This is a genomic window from Aeromicrobium sp. JJY06, assembly GCF_044069275.1.
Lineage (GTDB): Bacteria > Actinomycetota > Actinomycetes > Propionibacteriales > Nocardioidaceae > Aeromicrobium > Aeromicrobium tamlense.
In genome coordinates, this window is record NZ_JBIMRD010000001.1 from 1687132 (window position 1) to 1704467 (window position 17336).

At 73.0% G+C, this 17336-nt stretch carries 14 protein-coding genes; 9 read left to right on the forward strand and 5 right to left on the reverse strand.

Features of this window, described 5'->3' with window-relative positions; translation table 11 throughout:
* Positions 1-18: 18 nt before the first annotated feature.
* Entirely contained in the window at positions 19-1005 is a 987-nt protein-coding gene (locus ACGWYL_RS08260) for a D-glucuronyl C5-epimerase family protein (RefSeq protein WP_395487241.1), read from the reverse strand.
* 118 nt (positions 1006-1123) lie between these two features.
* Positions 1124-2239 carry a citrate synthase 2 gene (locus tag ACGWYL_RS08265; RefSeq protein ID WP_179426439.1) on the reverse strand — a complete coding sequence of 372 codons (1116 nt, stop codon included), beginning with the start codon at positions 2237-2239 and terminating at the stop codon, positions 1124-1126.
* Positions 2240-2440: 201 nt separating this feature from the next.
* Between ACGWYL_RS08265 and pdxH the strand changes: the two genes are divergently transcribed.
* Positions 2441-3076, forward strand: coding sequence for a pyridoxamine 5'-phosphate oxidase (gene pdxH, locus ACGWYL_RS08270; protein WP_395486915.1), 636 nt, complete (start codon positions 2441-2443; stop codon positions 3074-3076).
* 1 nt (position 3077) lies between these two features.
* Here the strand turns inward: pdxH and ACGWYL_RS08275 are convergent, their stop codons facing one another.
* Together ACGWYL_RS08275 and ACGWYL_RS08280 are read right to left on the reverse strand one after the other, a co-directional pair.
* Entirely contained in the window at positions 3078-5717 is a 2640-nt protein-coding gene (locus tag ACGWYL_RS08275) for a glycosyltransferase (protein WP_395486916.1), read from the reverse strand.
* Positions 5718-5839: 122 nt separating this feature from the next.
* The gene (locus tag ACGWYL_RS08280) at positions 5840-6922 is read right to left on the reverse strand and encodes an acyltransferase (protein ID WP_269305264.1); all 1083 of its coding nucleotides are present in this window, start codon (positions 6920-6922) and stop codon (positions 5840-5842) included.
* A 78-nt stretch (positions 6923-7000) separates the two neighbouring features.
* Between ACGWYL_RS08280 and ACGWYL_RS08285 the strand changes: the two genes are divergently transcribed.
* From ACGWYL_RS08285 to wecB, 8 genes are read left to right on the forward strand one after another with little or no spacing between them, the layout of a single operon-like run.
* Entirely contained in the window at positions 7001-8251 is a 1251-nt protein-coding gene (locus tag ACGWYL_RS08285; protein WP_395486917.1) for a hypothetical protein, read from the forward strand.
* Positions 8248-9879, forward strand: coding sequence for a glycosyltransferase (locus tag ACGWYL_RS08290; RefSeq protein ID WP_395486918.1), 1632 nt, complete (start codon positions 8248-8250; stop codon positions 9877-9879). The genes ACGWYL_RS08285 and ACGWYL_RS08290 overlap by 4 nt, the downstream gene beginning before the upstream one ends.
* Positions 9880-9889: 10 nt before the next feature.
* Positions 9890-10993, forward strand: a complete 1104-nt coding sequence (locus ACGWYL_RS08295) for a DegT/DnrJ/EryC1/StrS family aminotransferase (RefSeq protein ID WP_395486919.1) — start codon at positions 9890-9892, stop codon at positions 10991-10993.
* On the forward strand, positions 10990-11979 hold the full coding sequence (locus ACGWYL_RS08300) for a Gfo/Idh/MocA family protein (protein ID WP_395486920.1): 990 nt from the start codon (positions 10990-10992) through the stop codon (positions 11977-11979). The genes ACGWYL_RS08295 and ACGWYL_RS08300 overlap by 4 nt, the downstream gene beginning before the upstream one ends.
* Positions 11976-13490 (forward strand): glycosyltransferase family 4 protein, encoded by a 1515-nt coding sequence (locus ACGWYL_RS08305; RefSeq protein WP_395486921.1) that lies wholly within the window; start codon positions 11976-11978, stop codon positions 13488-13490. The genes ACGWYL_RS08300 and ACGWYL_RS08305 overlap by 4 nt, the downstream gene beginning before the upstream one ends.
* On the forward strand, positions 13487-14326 hold the full coding sequence (locus ACGWYL_RS08310; protein ID WP_395486922.1) for a hypothetical protein: 840 nt from the start codon (positions 13487-13489) through the stop codon (positions 14324-14326). The genes ACGWYL_RS08305 and ACGWYL_RS08310 overlap by 4 nt, the downstream gene beginning before the upstream one ends.
* Positions 14323-15606: a nucleotide sugar dehydrogenase gene (locus tag ACGWYL_RS08315; protein WP_269305275.1), complete on the forward strand. Its 1284-nt coding sequence runs from the start codon at positions 14323-14325 to the stop codon at positions 15604-15606. The genes ACGWYL_RS08310 and ACGWYL_RS08315 overlap by 4 nt, the downstream gene beginning before the upstream one ends.
* Before the next feature lies 1 nt (position 15607).
* Positions 15608-16663: a non-hydrolyzing UDP-N-acetylglucosamine 2-epimerase gene (wecB, locus tag ACGWYL_RS08320; protein ID WP_179426413.1), complete on the forward strand. Its 1056-nt coding sequence runs from the start codon at positions 15608-15610 to the stop codon at positions 16661-16663.
* A 13-nt stretch (positions 16664-16676) separates the two neighbouring features.
* Here wecB and ACGWYL_RS08325 read toward each other — a convergent pair whose 3' ends face one another.
* Positions 16677-17267, reverse strand: a complete 591-nt coding sequence (locus ACGWYL_RS08325; protein ID WP_395486924.1) for an acyltransferase — start codon at positions 17265-17267, stop codon at positions 16677-16679.
* Positions 17268-17336: the final 69 nt, after the last annotated feature.

Here is a 17336-nt window from a genome sequence, read left to right on the forward strand (position 1 = left end):
GATCTGCGCGAGCGAATCTCAGGCGAGCGGTGTCGCAAAGCCCTCGGGATCGATGCCCATGTCGGTGGCGAACTGGTCGCGCAGCTCGAGGAACCGGGGATCGCCCGTCATCGCGTACATGACCTGCTGCTGCCTCACCGTCCGGGCGGGTCCGTAGTCCGGGTGCCCGGGCTCGCGCAGCTGGTAGCGGTTCGCCGCCCCGGGCACCCGGAACCGGGGCCCGTAGTGCGCGGCGGCGGTCAGTCCGGCCGACAGCAGCTCCAGTACCTCGGGGTCGCGGCCGCCACGGTCCCACAGGTAGTACAGCCCGGTCAGCGCGGTGACGTGCCCGTTGAGGATCATCGGCTGGACCGGATCGTCGAGCGGCTGCTCCTCGAACCAGAGGTAGCCCTGGTCGGCCACGAGACTGAACCACAGGTGCTCCGTCGACGGTCCGGGGATCCGGTACGCGGCGGCCAGCTCACGTGCCGTGGCTAGGTAGCGAGGGTCGCCGAAGGCGTGGTCGAGCGCGACGAGGCCGGAGATCGCGGCACCGTTGCCGAGGCCGGACGTCCACGGCGCCCTGACCCGCACGCCCTCGTACCGACGGCCGAACCGGTAGACGACGAAGCGTGCCTCACCGACCGGCTCGGTGTGCTCCAGCAGGCGGTCGTACAGGGCGTCCGCGATCGGCCGCACGAGGTCGCGGCTCTCGGGGTGCCGACGGACGTGGGAGGCGAGCAGCGAGGCGTTGACCTGGAACGGCCACGGCGCGAAGTGCTGGTGGTACGTCGTCAGGAAGGACTCGGGCCACGGCGCGGGCAGCTGCGCGTCAAGCTCGAGGTCGGGCCGCGGCTCCCAGCCCGGGTGCGGGCCCACCGTGAGGACCCGGTCGGGGTCGAGTCCGGTGGTGATCGCGAAGAGGTCGTCGCGGATGCCGGCGGTCCCGTGGCGCGTCGTGCGCTCGACGGTGGGCGCGTACCCCGCGGACAGGAGCGCACCGAGCGCGAACGTCACCGCGCGCATCCTCGTCACGGACAGGAGTGAAGCACACCAACCGCCCCAAACGGCTGCAAGGGGAGGGGAAATGGCGACGGGGTGTCGCCACGACCGTGGCGACACCCCGTGCGGGATCGTGCGAGGCTCAGGCCTTGGACTCGCCCCAGGCCGGGTTCCAGCCGTCGACCTCGTCGGCGCGGCGCTCGGCCGGACCGGTGTAGATCGCCGAGGGGCGGATCAGGCGGCCGGTCTTGTACTGCTCGAGGATGTGGGCGCTCCAGCCGGCGGTGCGGGCGGAGGTGAACATCGCGGTGAACATGTTCGCCGGGATCTCGGCGAAGTCCAGCACGATCGCGGCCCAGAACTCGACGTTCGTCTCCAGGACGCGGTCGGGACGACGCTCGCGCAGCTCCTTGAGGGCGGCCTGCTCGAGGGCCTCGGCGACCTCGGCGCGGGGCGCGGCGAGCTCCTTGGCGGTGCGGCGCAGCGTGCGGGCGCGGGGGTCCTCGGCGCGGTAGACGCGGTGGCCGAAGCCCATGAGGCGCTCGCCGGAGTCGAGGAGGTTCTTGACGTACGCCTCGGCGTCGCCGGTCTTCTCGACCTGCTCGATCATGCCCAGCACGCGCGACGGGGCGCCGCCGTGCAGCGGGCCCGACATCGCGCCGACCGCGCCGGACAGCGCGGCGGCCACGTCGGCGCCGGTGGAGGAGATCACGCGCGCGGTGAAGGTGGACGCGTTCATGCCGTGCTCGGCGGCGGAGACCAGGTAGGCGTCGATCGCCTTGGCGTGGTCGGGGTTGACCTCACCGCGCCAGCGGGTCAGCATCCGCTCGACGATCGTGTCGCACTTGTCGATCTCGCTCTGGGGGACCATCGGCTTGCCGAGGCCGCGGGCGGCCTGGGCGACGTAGGAGAGCACCATGACGGCGGTGCGGGCGAGGTCGTCGCGGACCTCTTCGGGGGTCTCGATGTCGTAGAGCTGGCGCAGGCCCCACACGGGAGCCATCTGCGCGATCGCGCTCTGGACGTCGGCGCGGATGTCGCCCGAGTGCACGGGGATGGGGTACGGCTCGGCCGGGGGCAGGCCCGGGTCGTAGGTGCCGTCGACCAGCAGGCCCCAGATCTTCTCGAACGGCACGCGGCCGACGAGGTCATCGATGTCGACCCCGCGGTACCGGAGCGCGGAGCCTTCCTTGTCGGGTTCGGCGATCTCGCTCTCGAACGCTACGACGCCTTCCAGTCCGTGGTGCACTTGAGTCATGACTCAATAGTGCCCTGCGCGCGTCTCACGCCGTGCGGCACGGTCCGTTTCCCGCCCCGCCGGTTGGTCGGCGTAGCGCTGACAGTTTCCCCGGTTAACCGGGGAAACTGTCACTTCACGAGGTTCGCAACCCTCGTGAAGTGACAGGAAACCTCGTGAAGTGGCGCTGAGGAGGACGCGGTCGCTGGCTACGGTGGGCGCATGAGCGACGAGCTGGCGCGGATGCGAACCGAGTACGCGCGGGTGGGGCTGGACGAGGGCACGGCGGGCGACGACCCGGTCGCGCTGGCGCAGACGTGGATCTCCGAGGCCGTGGCCGCGGGCGTGCACGAGCCGAACGCGATGGCCCTGGCCACCGCCACGGCGGCGGGCGAGCCTTCGGTGCGGATCGTGCTGCTCAAGGGCTTCGACGCGTCGGGCGCGGTGTTCTTCACGAACTACGACTCGCGCAAGGGCCGCGAGCTGGCCGAGAACCCGCGGGCCGCGGCCGTGCTGCTGTGGCACCCGCTGCACCGCCAGCTGCGGATCGAGGGCGCCGTGACCCGGCTCGAGGCGCACGAGTCCGACGCGTACTTCGCCGCCCGACCCGAGGGCGCGCGGATCAGCGCCGCCGCGTCGCCGCAGTCGCACGTCGTCGAGGGGCGCGACGAGCTGGACCGGCGCTGGCACGAGGCCGAGCGCGGGGGAGCCGCCGACCACCGGCCCGAGGGCTGGGGCGGCTACCGGATCGCCCCGGAGGTCCTCGAGTTCTGGCACGGGCGCGAGAACCGCCTGCACGACCGCATCCGCTTCACGCGCGACGGCGACGCCTGGACGCGCGACCGCCTGGCGCCCTGAGTCACTCCACGTCGAGCACGAGGTGCCCGGCCGCGTCCGCGCGGGCGACGCCGATCGTGCGCTTGCGCAGCAGCCCGGCACGCAGCGGGTGCTCGCCCTCGAACCGCAGCGGGACGTCGTACCAGAGGTCGCCGACCTGCAGTGCGATGCTCGGGCGGTAGACGCGCTCGGCCAGGGTGCCGGCGTCGATCGTGAGCCGGTACGTCCCTGCCTCGGTGTCGAGGTGCGCGTCGATCTCGCGCCCGCGCTGGGGAGGTCGCTTCGCGTGCGTCGCCTCGCTGGGCGCGCTGGAGTCTCGCACCAGGCGACCCGCGTACGTCGGGGTGCCCCGCACGCGCGACCGTCCGGTGATGACGACCGACGTGCCGTCGAGTTGGGCCTTCGCACGCCCGAACAGGGACGCGATGCGCTTCACCGGCTTCTCGTACGTGATCTCGTAGGCCGGCCGCGAGTCCGCGTCGGCCGGGTCGAAGCCGGGGTAGGCGAAGTGCGCGCGCCCCTCGACGACGTGGAGGTCGACGCCGCGCCCCTTGTCCTCGTCCGCCTGCAGCAGCGCGAGCGTCGTCTCGACGTCGCGCCGCAGCGCCGCCGCGATGATCGCGCGGTGGATCACGTGCATCCGGCGGAACAGGTTGTCGGTCAGGTAGCGCTGCGCGAGGTCCTCGATCCGGTCGAACACGAACGCCCGCTCGACGTCGTCGCGCAGGGCGAGCGAGTCGCGCAGGTCGCCGCGGATCGTGTTGTCGAACTGGCGCTTCATCACGTGGTCGCGCTGCGGGCCGGGCGGGATGCAGTCGGCGATCGTCTCCATGACGATCTCGGTCGAGGCGTACTTCTCGACCGCGTCGGCGGTGTACGTGACGTTGGACCGGTCGTGCCGCTCGCGCGCGTGGTAGGTCGCCCCGTCGCCGATCATCGAGATCCGGCGCGCGTTCACCATGGCGGTGAGCGTGAAGGGCTGGTCGCAGCGCTGGCGCATGTCCTCGCGGTACCGCAGGCCCAGCCGCTCGACGAGCTCGCGCCGGAACAGCTTCGTGTTCGAGAGGTTGTAGGGCAGCCGCGACGCGTAGAGGTCCATGTCGCGCACGCGCCCGGCGCGGTAGATGAGGATCGGCACGGCGCGCTCGCCGATCGGCTCCATCCGGCCGAAGACGACGTCGGACTCCCACCCGTCGGCGTGGCCCACGAGGAGCTCGAGGGCGTCGTCGTCGAGCACGTCGTCGGAGCCCAGGAAGAACACGTAGCGCCCGGTGGCCCGCTCGAGGCCGCGGTTGAACGGCACGGCCGGGGTCCCGGACGGCGGCTGGTGGATCACGACGACGCTGTCGCCGTGGCGCGCGGCGAACTCGTCGAGGATCCGGCCACTGTCGTCCGTGGAGCCGTCGTCGACCAGCACGAGCTGGAGCGCGTCGAGTCCGATCGTCTGTCGCTCGAGGCTGGCCAGCGCCTCGGGCAGGTAGGTGGCGGTGTTGTGGACCGCCACGATCACGGTGCAGTCCGGCTCGGGCGGGGTCTCGGCGGGACGCACGTCGCTGAGGGGCTCGCCCTCCGGGTCGATCCAGGTGCGCAGGACGTCGGCGGCGTACCGCCCGTCGTGGATGGCGTTGACGTACTCCACGCCCTCGGCGCCCAGCCGGCGCGAGCGCTCGGGGTCGGCGACGAGCTCGCGCACGACCTCGGCGATCGTCTCGCGGGTGGCGCGCACGATGGGCACGTCGTGGCCGGTCACCGCCTTGATGTGACGCCGGATCGTGGGGTCGACGGTGCCCACCACGACCCGCCCGGCCGCCATCGCCTCGCACGCGGCCACGCCGTAGCCGCCGGCGCCGAGCTGCTCGACGACGATGTCGGCGTCGCGGATCACGTCGGGCATCTGGTCGTGAGGGATGCCCTGGAGGCGCCGGTACTCGAGGACGCCCTCGTCGTGCAGCTCCTGCAGGACGGGGTCGATCCACACGCTGTTCTTCTGCGCCGAGCTCGGGCTGTGGACGACGACGGGCCGGTCGCGCCCGAGCACGGGACGGTCGCACGTCCACCGCTCCACGTCGAGCGTGAGGGGCAGCCAGCGCGAGCCGGGCACGAACGGGATGAGGACGGGGCTCGTAACGAAGGTGGGCCCGTCGAACGCGGCGAAGTCCTCGACGTTGCGGCGCGCGATCGTCTCGAGGGTGTCGACGAGGTCGGGGTCGAGCTGCTCGTACTGGGTGTCGGGGTGCAGGTGCCGGTAGACGCTCGGGATCTTGACGTCGGAGCCGTGCGCGACCATCGCCACGGACACGCCCGCGGCCTTCAGCTCCTCGACGACCGCGCGGTTGTCGAAGTCGAGGTCGGGCCCGCTCCACAGCGCGTGGTTCGACTCGATCAGCACGTGCGTGAAGCTCTCGACGACGAAGTCGCGCAGGCGCGGGTTCCAGTCGATCGAGTAGCGGGCGAGGTTCGAGTCCACCCGCAGGTGCGCCGGCGCGAGGTGTGGCGTGACGCAGTAGCGGTAGCTGATCGCCCACGTGTCATCAGCCAGCCGGCCGAGCGCCTTGGCCCACTGACCCGCCTGACCGGCGGAGTTCGCCGGGCCGAGGAAGACGCGCGTGGACGCGGCATGGACGTCGGGGAAGGGGTCGACGAGGTCGCGGATCGTGCTCACGTCCATCGGTCTCGCTCCACCCTCTCCCGGTCGTCGCGTGCGTCGAGGTCCCGCCTCACGTTATCGGCACCATGCTGCGTCACGGTGAACCCACGGCGACGAGCGGCGGACGGACGCCGCGATCACAGGACGGAGCGGACCACGGGAACCCGCCGCAGCACCAGCACGATGGCGAAGCTGGCGACGAGGGTGATCGCGAGGCGACCGAGCAGGGGACCCACGGCCTCGGCGGCGGGGAGGTCGCCGCCGATGCCCAGCTCGGGCAGCAGCCACACGAACGTCAGGTGGAGGCCGAAGACGCCGAGCGTGGCCGCCCCGAGCGTGGTGCCGAGACGGGCGCCGATGCCGCGGGCCAGCACGCGCAGCAGCCCGTCGGGCTGGATGAGCGCCTGCGCCACCAGGAACACGCCGATCGTGTAGAGGATCGTGCCCGCGCCGTAGTAGCTGACCGGGCTGATCGTCTGGAGCCACTGAGGTGCCTCGGGGTTGCGCCACTGCCAGCACCCGAGGGCGCCGAGCGCGAGGGTCACGGCCGAGACCGCCGCGAGCGCGAGCCCGCGGAGCCGCAGCCCGCGCAGGCCCCAGCCCAGGAGGTAGACCCCGAGGTAGCCGAACCACCAGGTCCAGGCCGTCTCGACGAGGACCACCGACGCCTCGCGCGGCTGGATCGTGGCGAGCGAGAGCGCGGGGATCGTGGCGAGCGCGGCACCGGCGACGAGCACGGCGCGGCGGCTCGAGGTGGAGACGAAGCCGATCACGAGCGGCGTGATCAGGGCGAGCCCGATGATGATCCAGAAGAAGTACAGCGCCGTGTAGAGCTCGCCGGTGACCGTCTGGAGCAGCGCGTCGCGCCACGGCAGCACCGTGCCGTCCTGGCGACTCACCAGCGCCCAGTACCAGAGGTGCCAGAAGACCAGGGCCGGGACGAGCCGGGCCGCGCGCTTGCGCAGGAAGACCGAGTGGCTGCCGTACCGGCGGGGGTCGAGCAGCACCGAGCCGCTGAGCATCACGAACAGCGGCACCGCGCACACGGCGCCGATGTCGAGCCAGATGGCCAGGGTCCCCACGGTCGTGGAGCGGGCGTCCTCGGCGGCGGCGTTGGGCGCCACCGAGTGGATCGTGACGACGCCGACGATGGCGATCGCGCGCAGCCAGGAGATCCACACCGTGGACTCGGTGGCCGTCGGTGTAGTCGCAGTCGTCACCCGAAGAACGTAACAACGCGACGCGGTGGCTGCGCGGCCGTCGCGGGCGGCGTGCACCCGGCCGTTAGGGTGGGCGTCGTGCGATCTGTAGGGGGAGGCGCGGCCGTCTCGCGCGCCGTCGTCCTCGGGTGGAGTGTCCCTCCGATCGACTCCTCCCTCTCCCGTCGCACCGCCGATCTGGTCGCGGCGCTCTCCGACGCCGGCTGCCTCGTCACCGTGATCACGGTCGACAGCCCCGCCGCCGTGCGCGACGACGGCCTCGACCCCGCACTCGCGCGCCGGATCCCCGACGACGTCCGCATCATCCGCATCGCGGACGACCACCCCGACGAGCTCCAGCGGATCGACCGCTGGTCGTACGAGCGAGCCCTCGACCCGGCCGGCTGGCGCGACGAGTGGCTGGCCCGCGCCGCCGCCCAGTTCGACGAGCCGGGCTTCGGCCACGTGCACGACCGCCTGCGCGAGGAGGCGCTGCGAGTCGCGGACACCGAGGGCGTCGACCTCGTCGTGGCCGTCGCGGCCCCGATGGTCACCGTCGCCGTCGCCGCCGACGTCAGCGCGCGTCACGGCGCGGACCTCGTGGTCGACCTCGCCCGCACGACCGGCGGCGACTTCGAGATCGGTGGCCAGCGTGTTCGCGACGCCCTTTCCCGCGCCACCGTGTGGTGCCCCGACGAGGGCACCCGGGCACGCCTGCGCGACGTCGACCCCACGGCCGCCGAGCGCGCGCTCATCGTGCCCGACGGCTTCGGCACCGAGCCCGAGCCCGGCGCGGCGCTCCCGGCCCGCCGCGAGCACTGGCCGCTGCGTGTGGGCTGCTTCGTCGAGCCCGACGCCTGGAGCGCGTTCGTCGAGGTCGTCGAGGGCTGGATCGCCGCCCGCGCCGTCCACCCGGTCCTGACCGAGGCCATCCTCGCGGTGTTCGGCCGCCCTCCAGCCGCCGGCGTCGCCCCCTCGGTGCTCGCGCAGGCCGCCCCGGCCGGCGTCGTCGCGGAGGCCTCGCCGTCGGTGGACGACCTGCCCGAGGTGCACCGCGGACTCGACCTCGTGGTCGTCGTCTCACGCGGCGACCTGCCAGCGGGCCGCACCGCCGACCACCTCGCCGCGGGCGTCCCTGTGGTCTGGTGCACGGCGCAGCAGCCGGGCCCGGGCCACCCGTTCGAGGAGGCCAGCCAAGTGGTCCGCGCCGCCGACCTGACCCCGCAGGCCATCACCGACGCGATCCGCACGGCGCTGGCGCTCGACCCCGCCACGGTCGTGCCCACGTGGCGCGTCTCGGCCTGGCCGGCGGCCCTCGAGGACCTCGACGCGAAGGAGGACCGTCGATGACCCGCGTCCTCGCCGTCACGGCCCGCGCCCGCTACCCCGAGACGTGGCTGGACAACCTGCTGGAGAAGCTCGACCTCGGCGGCGACGTCGAGGTGCGCGTCCTCGCGGCCAAGCGCCCCAAGCCCGCCTTCGACGCCGAGTTCGCGGTGATGCCGCCGCTGCCGAAGCCGCCGAAGGTCGAGCCCGCGCCGCGCGGCCTCGGCGCGCGGGTGTGGAGCCGGGTCACCGGCTCGCGTCCCACGCCGCCTCCGGCCCCCGAGCCCGCGCCCGCCCCGAAGCTGCGCGAGCGCCTCGCCACGTGGTGCCGTGAGGACGACCGGCCCGTCGAGCTGGCGCAGTGGGCCGACGTCGTCGTCGCGATGGACGACGCCGCCTGCCGCAGCGTGTGGGAGCTCGGCCGCCGCGTCGAGGGCACCGTGTTCGTCAACCGTGCCGCGCGGGTCCGCGAGGCGCTCGAGGCCGAGCGCGTCGACGTGCCCGCACCCACGCCACCCGCCGGACCCGACGCCGCCGACGCCACGATGCCACCGATCGCCGACGGCCCCGCCCGGCTCCTGATCGCCCCCGCGAACTACGCCGGACAGGCGCACGCCTGGGCCCGCGCCGTCGACGCGCACGTCCCGGGCGCCGCCGCGCAGAACTTCAAGGACCGCCGCCTCCTGCACCCGTACCCGGCCGACCTCACGGTCGACCGTCGCCGCTTCCAGGGCGACCTCGGCTGGCGCCGCGCCTGGCGCGAGCACGTCCTCGCCACCTACACGCACGTGATCGTCGAGGCCGGCCTGCCGGTGCTGGGCGAGTCCGTCATGCCGCTCGAGCACGTCGTCGCCGAGCTGCGCGACGCCGGCCTGCGCGTCGCGCTGCTCTCGCACGGCAGCGACGCCCGCATCCCGTCGGTGCACGCGGCGAACGAGCGCTGGGCCCAGTACGACGGCATGGACGCGGCCTGGGTGCGACAGCTGGAGCACTCCTCGCGGCGCAACGTCGAGGTCTACACGAGCGACCCCGGACCGGTCTTCCTCTCCACCCCCGGTCTGCTCGAGTTCGTCCCGAACGGCACGTGGCTGCCGCTCGTGGTCGACGTCGACCGCTGGCACAGCGACGAGCCCGTCCTCGAGCGCGAGCGCCCCGTGGTGGCGCACGCCCCGAGCAGCAAGCAGAAGGGGTCGCACCACATCGACCCCGTGCTCGCCGACCTCGACGCGCAGGGCCTCATCGAGTACCGCCGCGTCCAGGGCGTGCCGATCGAGGAGATGCCGCAGGTGTTCGGCACCGCCGACATCGTCGTCGACCAGTTCGGCGCCGCCGACTACGGCGTCGCGGCGTGCGAGGCCCTCGCCGCGGGCCGCACCGTGGTCAGCCACGTGTCGCCCGGCGTGCGCGCGCACGTCCGCGCCGAGACGGGTCTCGAGGTGCCGATCCTGCAGGCCGACCCCGAGACGCTGCGCGACGTCGTCCTCGGGCTGCTCGCCGACCGCGAGGCGGGCCGCGCCGCCGCCCGCGACGGCCGGGCCTTCGTGGAGGCCGTCCACGACGGCCGCCGCTCGGCCGAGGTGCTGGCGCGCTGGTTCGAGAACTCTGCCCCCACGGCGGTGCCGGAACATGGCCCGTCCCCACATACGAAGTAGGGTGTTACCCGTGTCTGAACAGCCTTTCATCCCGCCCGCCAAGCCCATCATCGACGAGGTCGACATCGAGGCCGCGGTGCGCGTGCTCCGCAGCGGCATGGTCGTGCAGGGTCCCGAGGTCAAGGCCTTCGAGGAGGAGTTCAGCGAGGTCGCCGGCTCCGAGCACGCCGTCGCCGTCAACTCCGGCACCTCGGCGCTCCAGCTGGCCCTGATGGCGCTGGGCATCGGCCCGGGCGACGAGGTCATCGTCCCGTCGTTCACGTTCGCCGCCTCCGGCAACGCGATCAGGCTCGTCGGCGCCGAGCCGGTGTTCGTCGACATCGACCTCGACTCCTTCTGCGTCGACCCCGAGGCCGTCCGCGCCGCGATCGGCCCGAAGACCGCCGGCATCATGCCGGTGCACCTGTACGGACACCCCGCCGCGATGACCACGATCATGGAGCTGGCCTCCACCCACGGCCTCGCGGTCGTCGAGGACGCGGCCCAGGCCCACGGCGCCGCGATCGACGGCAAGCCGGTCGGCGGCTTCGGCTCGGCCGCGGCGTTCAGCTTCTACCCGACCAAGAACATGCACTCGCTCGAGGGCGGCATGGTCACCACGAACGACGCCGAGGTCGCGCGCACGATCCGCCTGCTGCGCAACCAGGGCATGGAGCAGCGCTACGCCAACGAGATCGTCGGCGTGAACATGCGCCTCACCGACGTCGCCGCCGCGATCGGCCGCACGCAGCTCACCCGCCTGCACGAGTGGACCGAGCGACGCCGCGCGATCGCCGCCCGCTTCGACGCCGAGATCACCTCGGTCGTCGTGCCGCCGGTCGCCGAGGGCGCACGCCACGTCTACCACCAGTACACGGTGCGCGTGGAGAACGACCGCGACGGCTTCCAGAAGCGCCTCACCGACGCCGGCATCGGCAACGCCGTGTACTACCCGACGCCGGTGCACCGCCTGCGCCCGTACCTCGTCGACGGCGCCCCTGACCCGCGCTGGGACCTGCCCGCCACCGAGAAGGCGGCCGCCGAGGTCGTCTCGATCCCGGTGCACCCGAGCCTGAGCGACGCCGACGTCGACCGCATCGTCGCGGCCGTCAACGAGGCCGGAGCCACCGCGTGAGCGCCCCGCTGCGCGCCGGCCTCATCGGTGCCGGCGCGATGGGTCGCAACCACGCGCGGATCCTCGGCCAGCTCGACGGCGTCGACTTCGTCGCGATCAGCGACCCCGCCCTCGAGGCCGGCCTGTTCGGCGCCGACGTCGTGCCCGACGTCGAGTCGCTCATCGCGCTCGGCATCGACTACGCGGTCGTCGCGTGCCCCACGAGCCTGCACGAGGAGGTCGGCCTGGCGCTCGCGTCCGCCGGTGTCCACGCGCTGATCGAGAAGCCGCTGGCCTCCACGGTCGAGGGCGCCGCCCGTCTCGAGAAGGCGTTCGGCGACGCCGGCCTGATCGGCGGCGTCGGCCACATCGAGCGCTACAACCCCTCGCTTCAGGCGCTGCGCGCCAAGCTGGAGGAGGGCGAGCTCGGCCAGATCTACCAGGTCGTCACGCGCCGCCAGGGCCCGTTCCCGCACCGCATCGCCGACGTGGGCGTCGTCAAGGACCTCGCCACGCACGACATCGACATCGCGTCGTTCGTCACCGGCGAGTCCTACCTCGACATCAGCGCGCGCACCGTCACCAAGAGCGGTCGCCCCCACGAGGACATGGTCGCCGCCGTCGGCACGCTGTCGGGCGACATCATCGTCAGCCACCTGGTGAACTGGCTCAGCCCGATGAAGGAGCGCTGCACCGTCATCACCGGCGAGCGCGGCGCCTACGTGGCCGACACCCTCACCGCCGACCTGACGTTCCACCGCAACGCCACCGTCGCGCTCGACTGGGACGCGCTGAGCGCCTTCCGCGGCGTCGCCGAGGGCGACGTCACGCGCTTCGCGATCCCCAAGCGCGAGCCGCTGCTCGTGGAGCACGAGACGTTCCGCGATGCCGTCCTCGGTCAGGACACCGACATCGTCACCCTCGCGCAGGGCCGCCGCACCGTGGAGGTCGCGCAGGCGATGATTGACTCCGCGGACGGAGGCGGTCAGCGGGTCGATCTGGCGTGAGCGACCAGCCGAACAAGGTCGTGATGCTCGTCGACAACGACGTGCGTCGCGACTCGCGGGTGCAGAAGCAGGCGCGCTCCATGGCCGAGCGCGGTTGGGAGGTCACGCTCCTGGGCATCAACCGCACCGAGGACGTCATCCCTCCGTGGAAGGTCGGCGACGCCACGGTCGAGCTCGTCGACTACCGCCCCGAGCGGATCGAGCGCGCGCACCTCGCGCGGTCGCCGCGCTGGCGCGACCCGCTGGCGTACCGCACGGGCGCGCGAGCCAACCAGCTGTTCGGCTGGTGCGAGGCGCAGGCGCGTGTCCTGGAGGACCGCCGCCGCAGCGCGTCGGGCCCCGGGCGCGTCGTCCTGTCGGCCCGCATCGCCGCCAACCGGGCCCTCGCGTCGTGGCGCGGCTTCCGTCGAGAGCGCACGATCGAGGTGCGCCGCAAGCGCCACCGCATGCACGGCCTGGTCGACCGCCTGAGCACCGCCGCGTGGACGAAGGTCCTCGGCACGAAGTCCTGGAACCACCTCGACCCCAACATCGAGTCGTGGGACGAGGCGTTCGCGCCGGCGATCGACCGGCTGCGGCCCGACCTCATCCACGCCAACGACTTCCGCATGCTGTTCGTCGCCGCGCGCGCCACGTTCCGCGCCCGCGCCGCCGGCCGCGACGTGAAGCTGGTGTGGGACGCGCACGAGTTCATGCCCGGCGTCGAGCACGCCACCGCGCACCCGCGCTGGATCCCGTCGCTGCAGCAACTCGAGGCCGAGCACGCGCAGTATGCCGACGCCGTGCTCACCGTCAGCGACCCGATCGCCGACCTGCTGCAGGAGCACCACGGCCTGCCCGAGCGCCCCACGATCGTGCTCAACACACCGATCGTCCAGGACCCGCCGCCCGAGGCGCCCAGCGTCCGCGCCCGCTGCGGCCTGGCCGACGAGGTCCCGCTCATCGTCTACAGCGGCTACGTCGACCCCAACCGCGGCGTCGGCGTGGTCATCGAGTCCCTCGGCCACCTGCCCGACCTGCACGTCGCGCTCGTCGTCGGCCAGCCCGACTCGCCGGTCGTGCGCGGGCTCCAGGAGCGTGCCGCCGAGCTGGGCGCCGCCGAGCGGCTGCACATCCTGCCCTACGTGCCGGTCGAGCAGATCGTGCCGTACCTGTCGTCGGCCACGCTGGGCGTGCACTCGCTGATCCACATGATGAACCACGAGATCTCGCTCGCCACGAAGTTCTACGAGTACTCGCAGGCCCGCCTGCCGATCGTGGGCAGCGACGTGAGGTTCATGGCCGAGACGATCCGCCGCACGGGCCAGGGCGAGGTCTTCCGCGTCGGCGACGTCGACGACTTCGTCCGCGCCGTCCGTGCCGTGCTGGCCGACCGCGAGCGCTACGTCGCGGCCTACGACCAGCCCGGCCTGCTCGACGCGTGGACCTGGGAGCACCAGGCCGACGCGATGCATGAGGTCTACCGCGACCTGGTCGGCTTCGACCCCGCCGTGATCGGAGCCACCGCATGAGCGCCCTGCGCGTCGTCGTCCTGCGCGACACCGCCGCCGAGCCCCTCGGCGCCCACGTCACCGCCCTGCGCGACCTCGGGTTCGAGGTGCACGTGCTGGCCAAGGGCGACGCCCTCGAGGACGGGCCGCTGCTCGTCGACGACGTCGCGGTCTCCACCGTGCCCGTGCCGAAGTGGCTCGGCGCCGGCCGTCACGGCGCCCGCTCGCCGCGCTGGACCAAGCCGCTGGGCTACCGCACCCTGCTGAAGGCCGGCGTCCGCCAGGCCGCGGCGCAGGCGCGCGTCAGCGAGTCCATGTTCCAGCGCGACGTCGCCTTCGTGAAGAGTGGCAACACCAAGGTGCCCCTCGTCCCGCGCGCTCGCCTCTTCCTGGCGCGCGCCGAGCGCCGCTGGGTCGCCGAGCGCACCGAGGCCACCCGCGAGGCCTACAAGATCCGCAAGGGCCGTCGCCGTCCCGTCGACCGCGCGGCCCGCCGCCTGTGGCGCACCACATCGCGTCAGCACGCGTGGGCACGCCTCGACCCCGCGCTGCTCGATCCCGAGCTGCACCTCGGTCCCGCCCTCGACGAGCTCGCGCCCGACGTGATCCACGCCGAGGGCCCCGTGATGATGTCCGTCGCCGTGCGGGCCGCCGCCCGGATCGACCACCCGGTCCGCGTCGTGTGGGACCGCACCGGCGAGAAGAAGCCGAAGCGTCCGTGGGCCGCCCAGGCGCGCCCGCTGCTGGTCGCCGAGTACGGCCACCGCGCCGACGCCACGGTCAAGGCCCGGGACCCGCAGACCCTCGCCGCCGCCTACGGCGCGGCCCCGACCCCCACCCTCGAAGGAACCCCATGAACATCACCGTCGTCGGACTGGGCAAGATCGGCCTCCCGCTGGCCGTCCAGTTCGCCTCGAAGGGCCAGAAGGTGTTCGGCGCCGACGTCAGCCCCACCGTCGTCGAGACGGTGAACGCCGGCACCGAGCCCTTCCCCGGCGAGGCCCACCTCGCCGAGAAGCTGGCCGAGGTCGTCGGCTCCGGCCACCTCGTCGCCACCACCGACACCGCCGACGCCGTCTCGCAGTCGGAGTTCGTCGTCATCGTCGTGCCGCTGTTCGTCGGCGCCGACGGCACGCCCGACTTCGGCTGGATGGACTCGGCCACGCAGGACATCGCGCGCGGCCTCAAGCCCGGCACCACCGTCATCTACGAGACGACCCTCCCGGTCGGCACCACCCGCACCCGCTGGGCGCCGATGCTGCAGGAGGGCTCGGGCCTGACCGCCGGCCAGGACTTCCACCTCGTCTTCAGTCCCGAGCGCGTGCTCACAGGTCGCGTCTTCGCCGACCTGCGCAAGTACCCCAAGCTGGTCGGCGGACTCGACGAGGCCGCCACGGCCAAGGCCGTCGAGTTCTACGAGACCGTGCTCGACTTCGACGAGCGCCAGGACCTGCCCCGCCCGAACGGCGTCTGGGACATGGGCACCGCCGAGGCCGCCGAGCTGGCGAAGCTCGCCGAGACCACGTACCGCGACGTCAACATCGGTCTGGCCAACCAGTTCGCCCGCTTCTCCGACCAGCACGGCATCGACGTGCTCAAGGTCATCGAGGCCTGCAACAGTCAGCCGTTCAGCCACATCCACCTGCCCGGCATCGCCGTCGGCGGCCACTGCATCCCGGTCTATCCGCGGCTGTACCTGTGGAACGACCCCGACGCCACCGTCGTGCGCTCGGCCCGCGAGGCCAACGCCGCGATGCCCGCCTACGCGGTCGACCTGCTGGCGGCCGCCGCGGGCGACCTCACCGGCAAGCGCGTCCTGGTGCTCGGCGCCTCCTACCGCGGCGGTGTGAAGGAGACGGCGTTCTCCGGCGTCTTCGGCACGGTCGACGAGCTGCGCGCCCGCGGCGCCGAGGTCCACGTCAGCGACCCGATGTACAAGCCCGAGGAGCTCGAGGCGCTCAAGCTGCCCGCGTACGACGGCGAGCCCGTCGCCGCGATCGTCGTCCAGGCCGACCACGCGGAGTACCGCGAGCTCGCGGCCTCGGACTTCCCGGGGGTCGAGGTCATCGTCGACGGCCGCCGCGTCACCGATCCCGAGCGCTGGACCGGTGTCCGCCGCGTCGTCATCGGCGGCTGACGTGAAGGTCCTCAGCATCGTCGGGGCCCGCCCGCAGTTCGTGAAGCTGGCGCCCATCGACCACGCGTTCCGCGCGGCCGGCGTCGAGCACGTCATCGTGCACACCGGCCAGCACTACGACGAGCGGATGTCGGGCGAGTTCTTCCGCGAGCTCGACATCGCCGAGCCCGACGTGAACCTCGAGATCGGCTCGGCCGGCCACGGCGCCCAGACCGGCGCGATGCTCGCGCGGATGGACGACGTCATCCTCGAGCACCGTCCCGACTGGGTCCTGGTCTACGGCGACACGAACTCCACGCTGGCCGGAGCGGTCAGCGCCGCGAAGCTGCAGGTCCCGCTCGCGCACCTCGAGGCCGGGCTGCGGTCGTTCAACCGCGCGATGCCCGAGGAGCACAACCGCGTTCTGACCGACCACGCCGCCGACCTGCTGCTGGCGCCCACCGAGCAGGCCATGGCGCACCTCGCCACCGAGGGTCTCGCCGAGCGCTCCGTGCTCGTCGGCGACGTCATGACCGACGTGCTGACGGGCATCAAGCGCCGCATCGACTCCGGCGAGCTCGAGATCCCCGACCTCGGCGTCACGCCGGGGGAGTACCACGTCTCCACGATCCACCGGGCCGAGAACACCGACGACCCCGAGCGCCTGCGCGCGATCGTCGAGGGCCTGCAGGGCCTGGAGCGACCGGTCGTGCTGCTGGCGCACCCGCGCCTCGTGCAGCGCTGCGCCGACTTCGGCATCGTGCTCGAGCAGGGCTCGGTGCGCGTGCACGAGCCGCTGCCGTACGGACGCCTCGTGGCCGCTGCGGCGGGCGCGCACTCGGTGATCACCGACTCGGGAGGCCTGCAGAAGGAGGCCTTCCTGCTGCGGGTCCCGTGCGTCACCGTGCGCACCGAGACCGAGTGGGTCGAGACGGTGGAGCTGGGCTGGAACGTGCTGGCGTCCGACCCGCGCACGATCGCCTGGGCCCTGGCCAGCCTCGACCCGCAGCCCACGGACGCCACGCCCTACGGCGACGGCCGCGCCGCCCAACGCGTCGTGGAGGCCCTCAGCCGCTGAGCGGGGTGGGCCTTCAGGCCAGCTCGAGCCGCCCGTCGGTCTCGCGGTAGGTCTCGCCGGTCTCGGGGCACGTGAAGGTGCCGTCGCCCTGGTCGTCGAGCGGGCGCCCGGCGCGGCCGACCCACGCAATACGTCGCGCCGGCACGCCGACCACGAGCGCGTGCGGGGGCACGTCCTTCGTCACGACGGCACCCGCGGCCACGAGCGCCCAGGCGCCGATCCGCACCGGGGCGACGCAGACGGCACGCGCGCCGATCGAGGCGCCCTCGTCGATCGTGACGCCCACGGGCGTCCAGTCGGCGCCGGACTTGAGCGAGCCGTCGGGGGCGACCGCGCGCGGGAACTCGTCGTTGGTCAGCACGGCGGCGGGGCCGATGAAGACGCCGTCGGCGACCTGCGCGGGCTCGTAGACGAGCGCGTGGTTCTGGATCTTGACCCGGTCGCCGATCTGCACGCCCGAGCCGATGTAGGCGCCGCGGCCGACGATGCACTGCTCGCCGAGCGTGGCGTTCTCGCGCACCTGGGCGAGCTCCCACACGGTGGTGCCGGACCCCAGCGTGGCGCGGTCGTCGACTTGGGCGGTGGGCTTCACGGTGGCGCTCATGGCGCCACGCTATCGCTCCGGGCAGACGCCGTCGTGCTTGACTTGGCTCCGGCCGTTCGGCCCCGGGAG

Bases quoted from the DNA above. Each gene is read 5' to 3' on its own strand.
- pdxH (WP_395486915.1), top strand. From the start codon at position 2,441: ATGAGCGACGAGCTGGCGCGGATGCGAACCGAGTACGCGCGGGTGGGG.
- ACGWYL_RS08260 (WP_395487241.1), bottom strand. From the start codon at position 1,005: ATGCGCGCGGTGACGTTCGCGCTCGGTGCGCTCCTGTCCGCGGGGTAC.
- ACGWYL_RS08325 (WP_395486924.1), bottom strand. From the start codon at position 17,267: ATGAGCGCCACCGTGAAGCCCACCGCCCAAGTCGACGACCGCGCCACG.
- ACGWYL_RS08310 (WP_395486922.1), top strand. From the start codon at position 13,487: ATGAGCGCCCTGCGCGTCGTCGTCCTGCGCGACACCGCCGCCGAGCCC.
- ACGWYL_RS08315 (WP_269305275.1), top strand. From the start codon at position 14,323: ATGAACATCACCGTCGTCGGACTGGGCAAGATCGGCCTCCCGCTGGCC.
- ACGWYL_RS08265 (WP_179426439.1), bottom strand. From the start codon at position 2,239: ATGACTCAAGTGCACCACGGACTGGAAGGCGTCGTAGCGTTCGAGAGC.
- ACGWYL_RS08290 (WP_395486918.1), top strand. From the start codon at position 8,248: ATGACCCGCGTCCTCGCCGTCACGGCCCGCGCCCGCTACCCCGAGACG.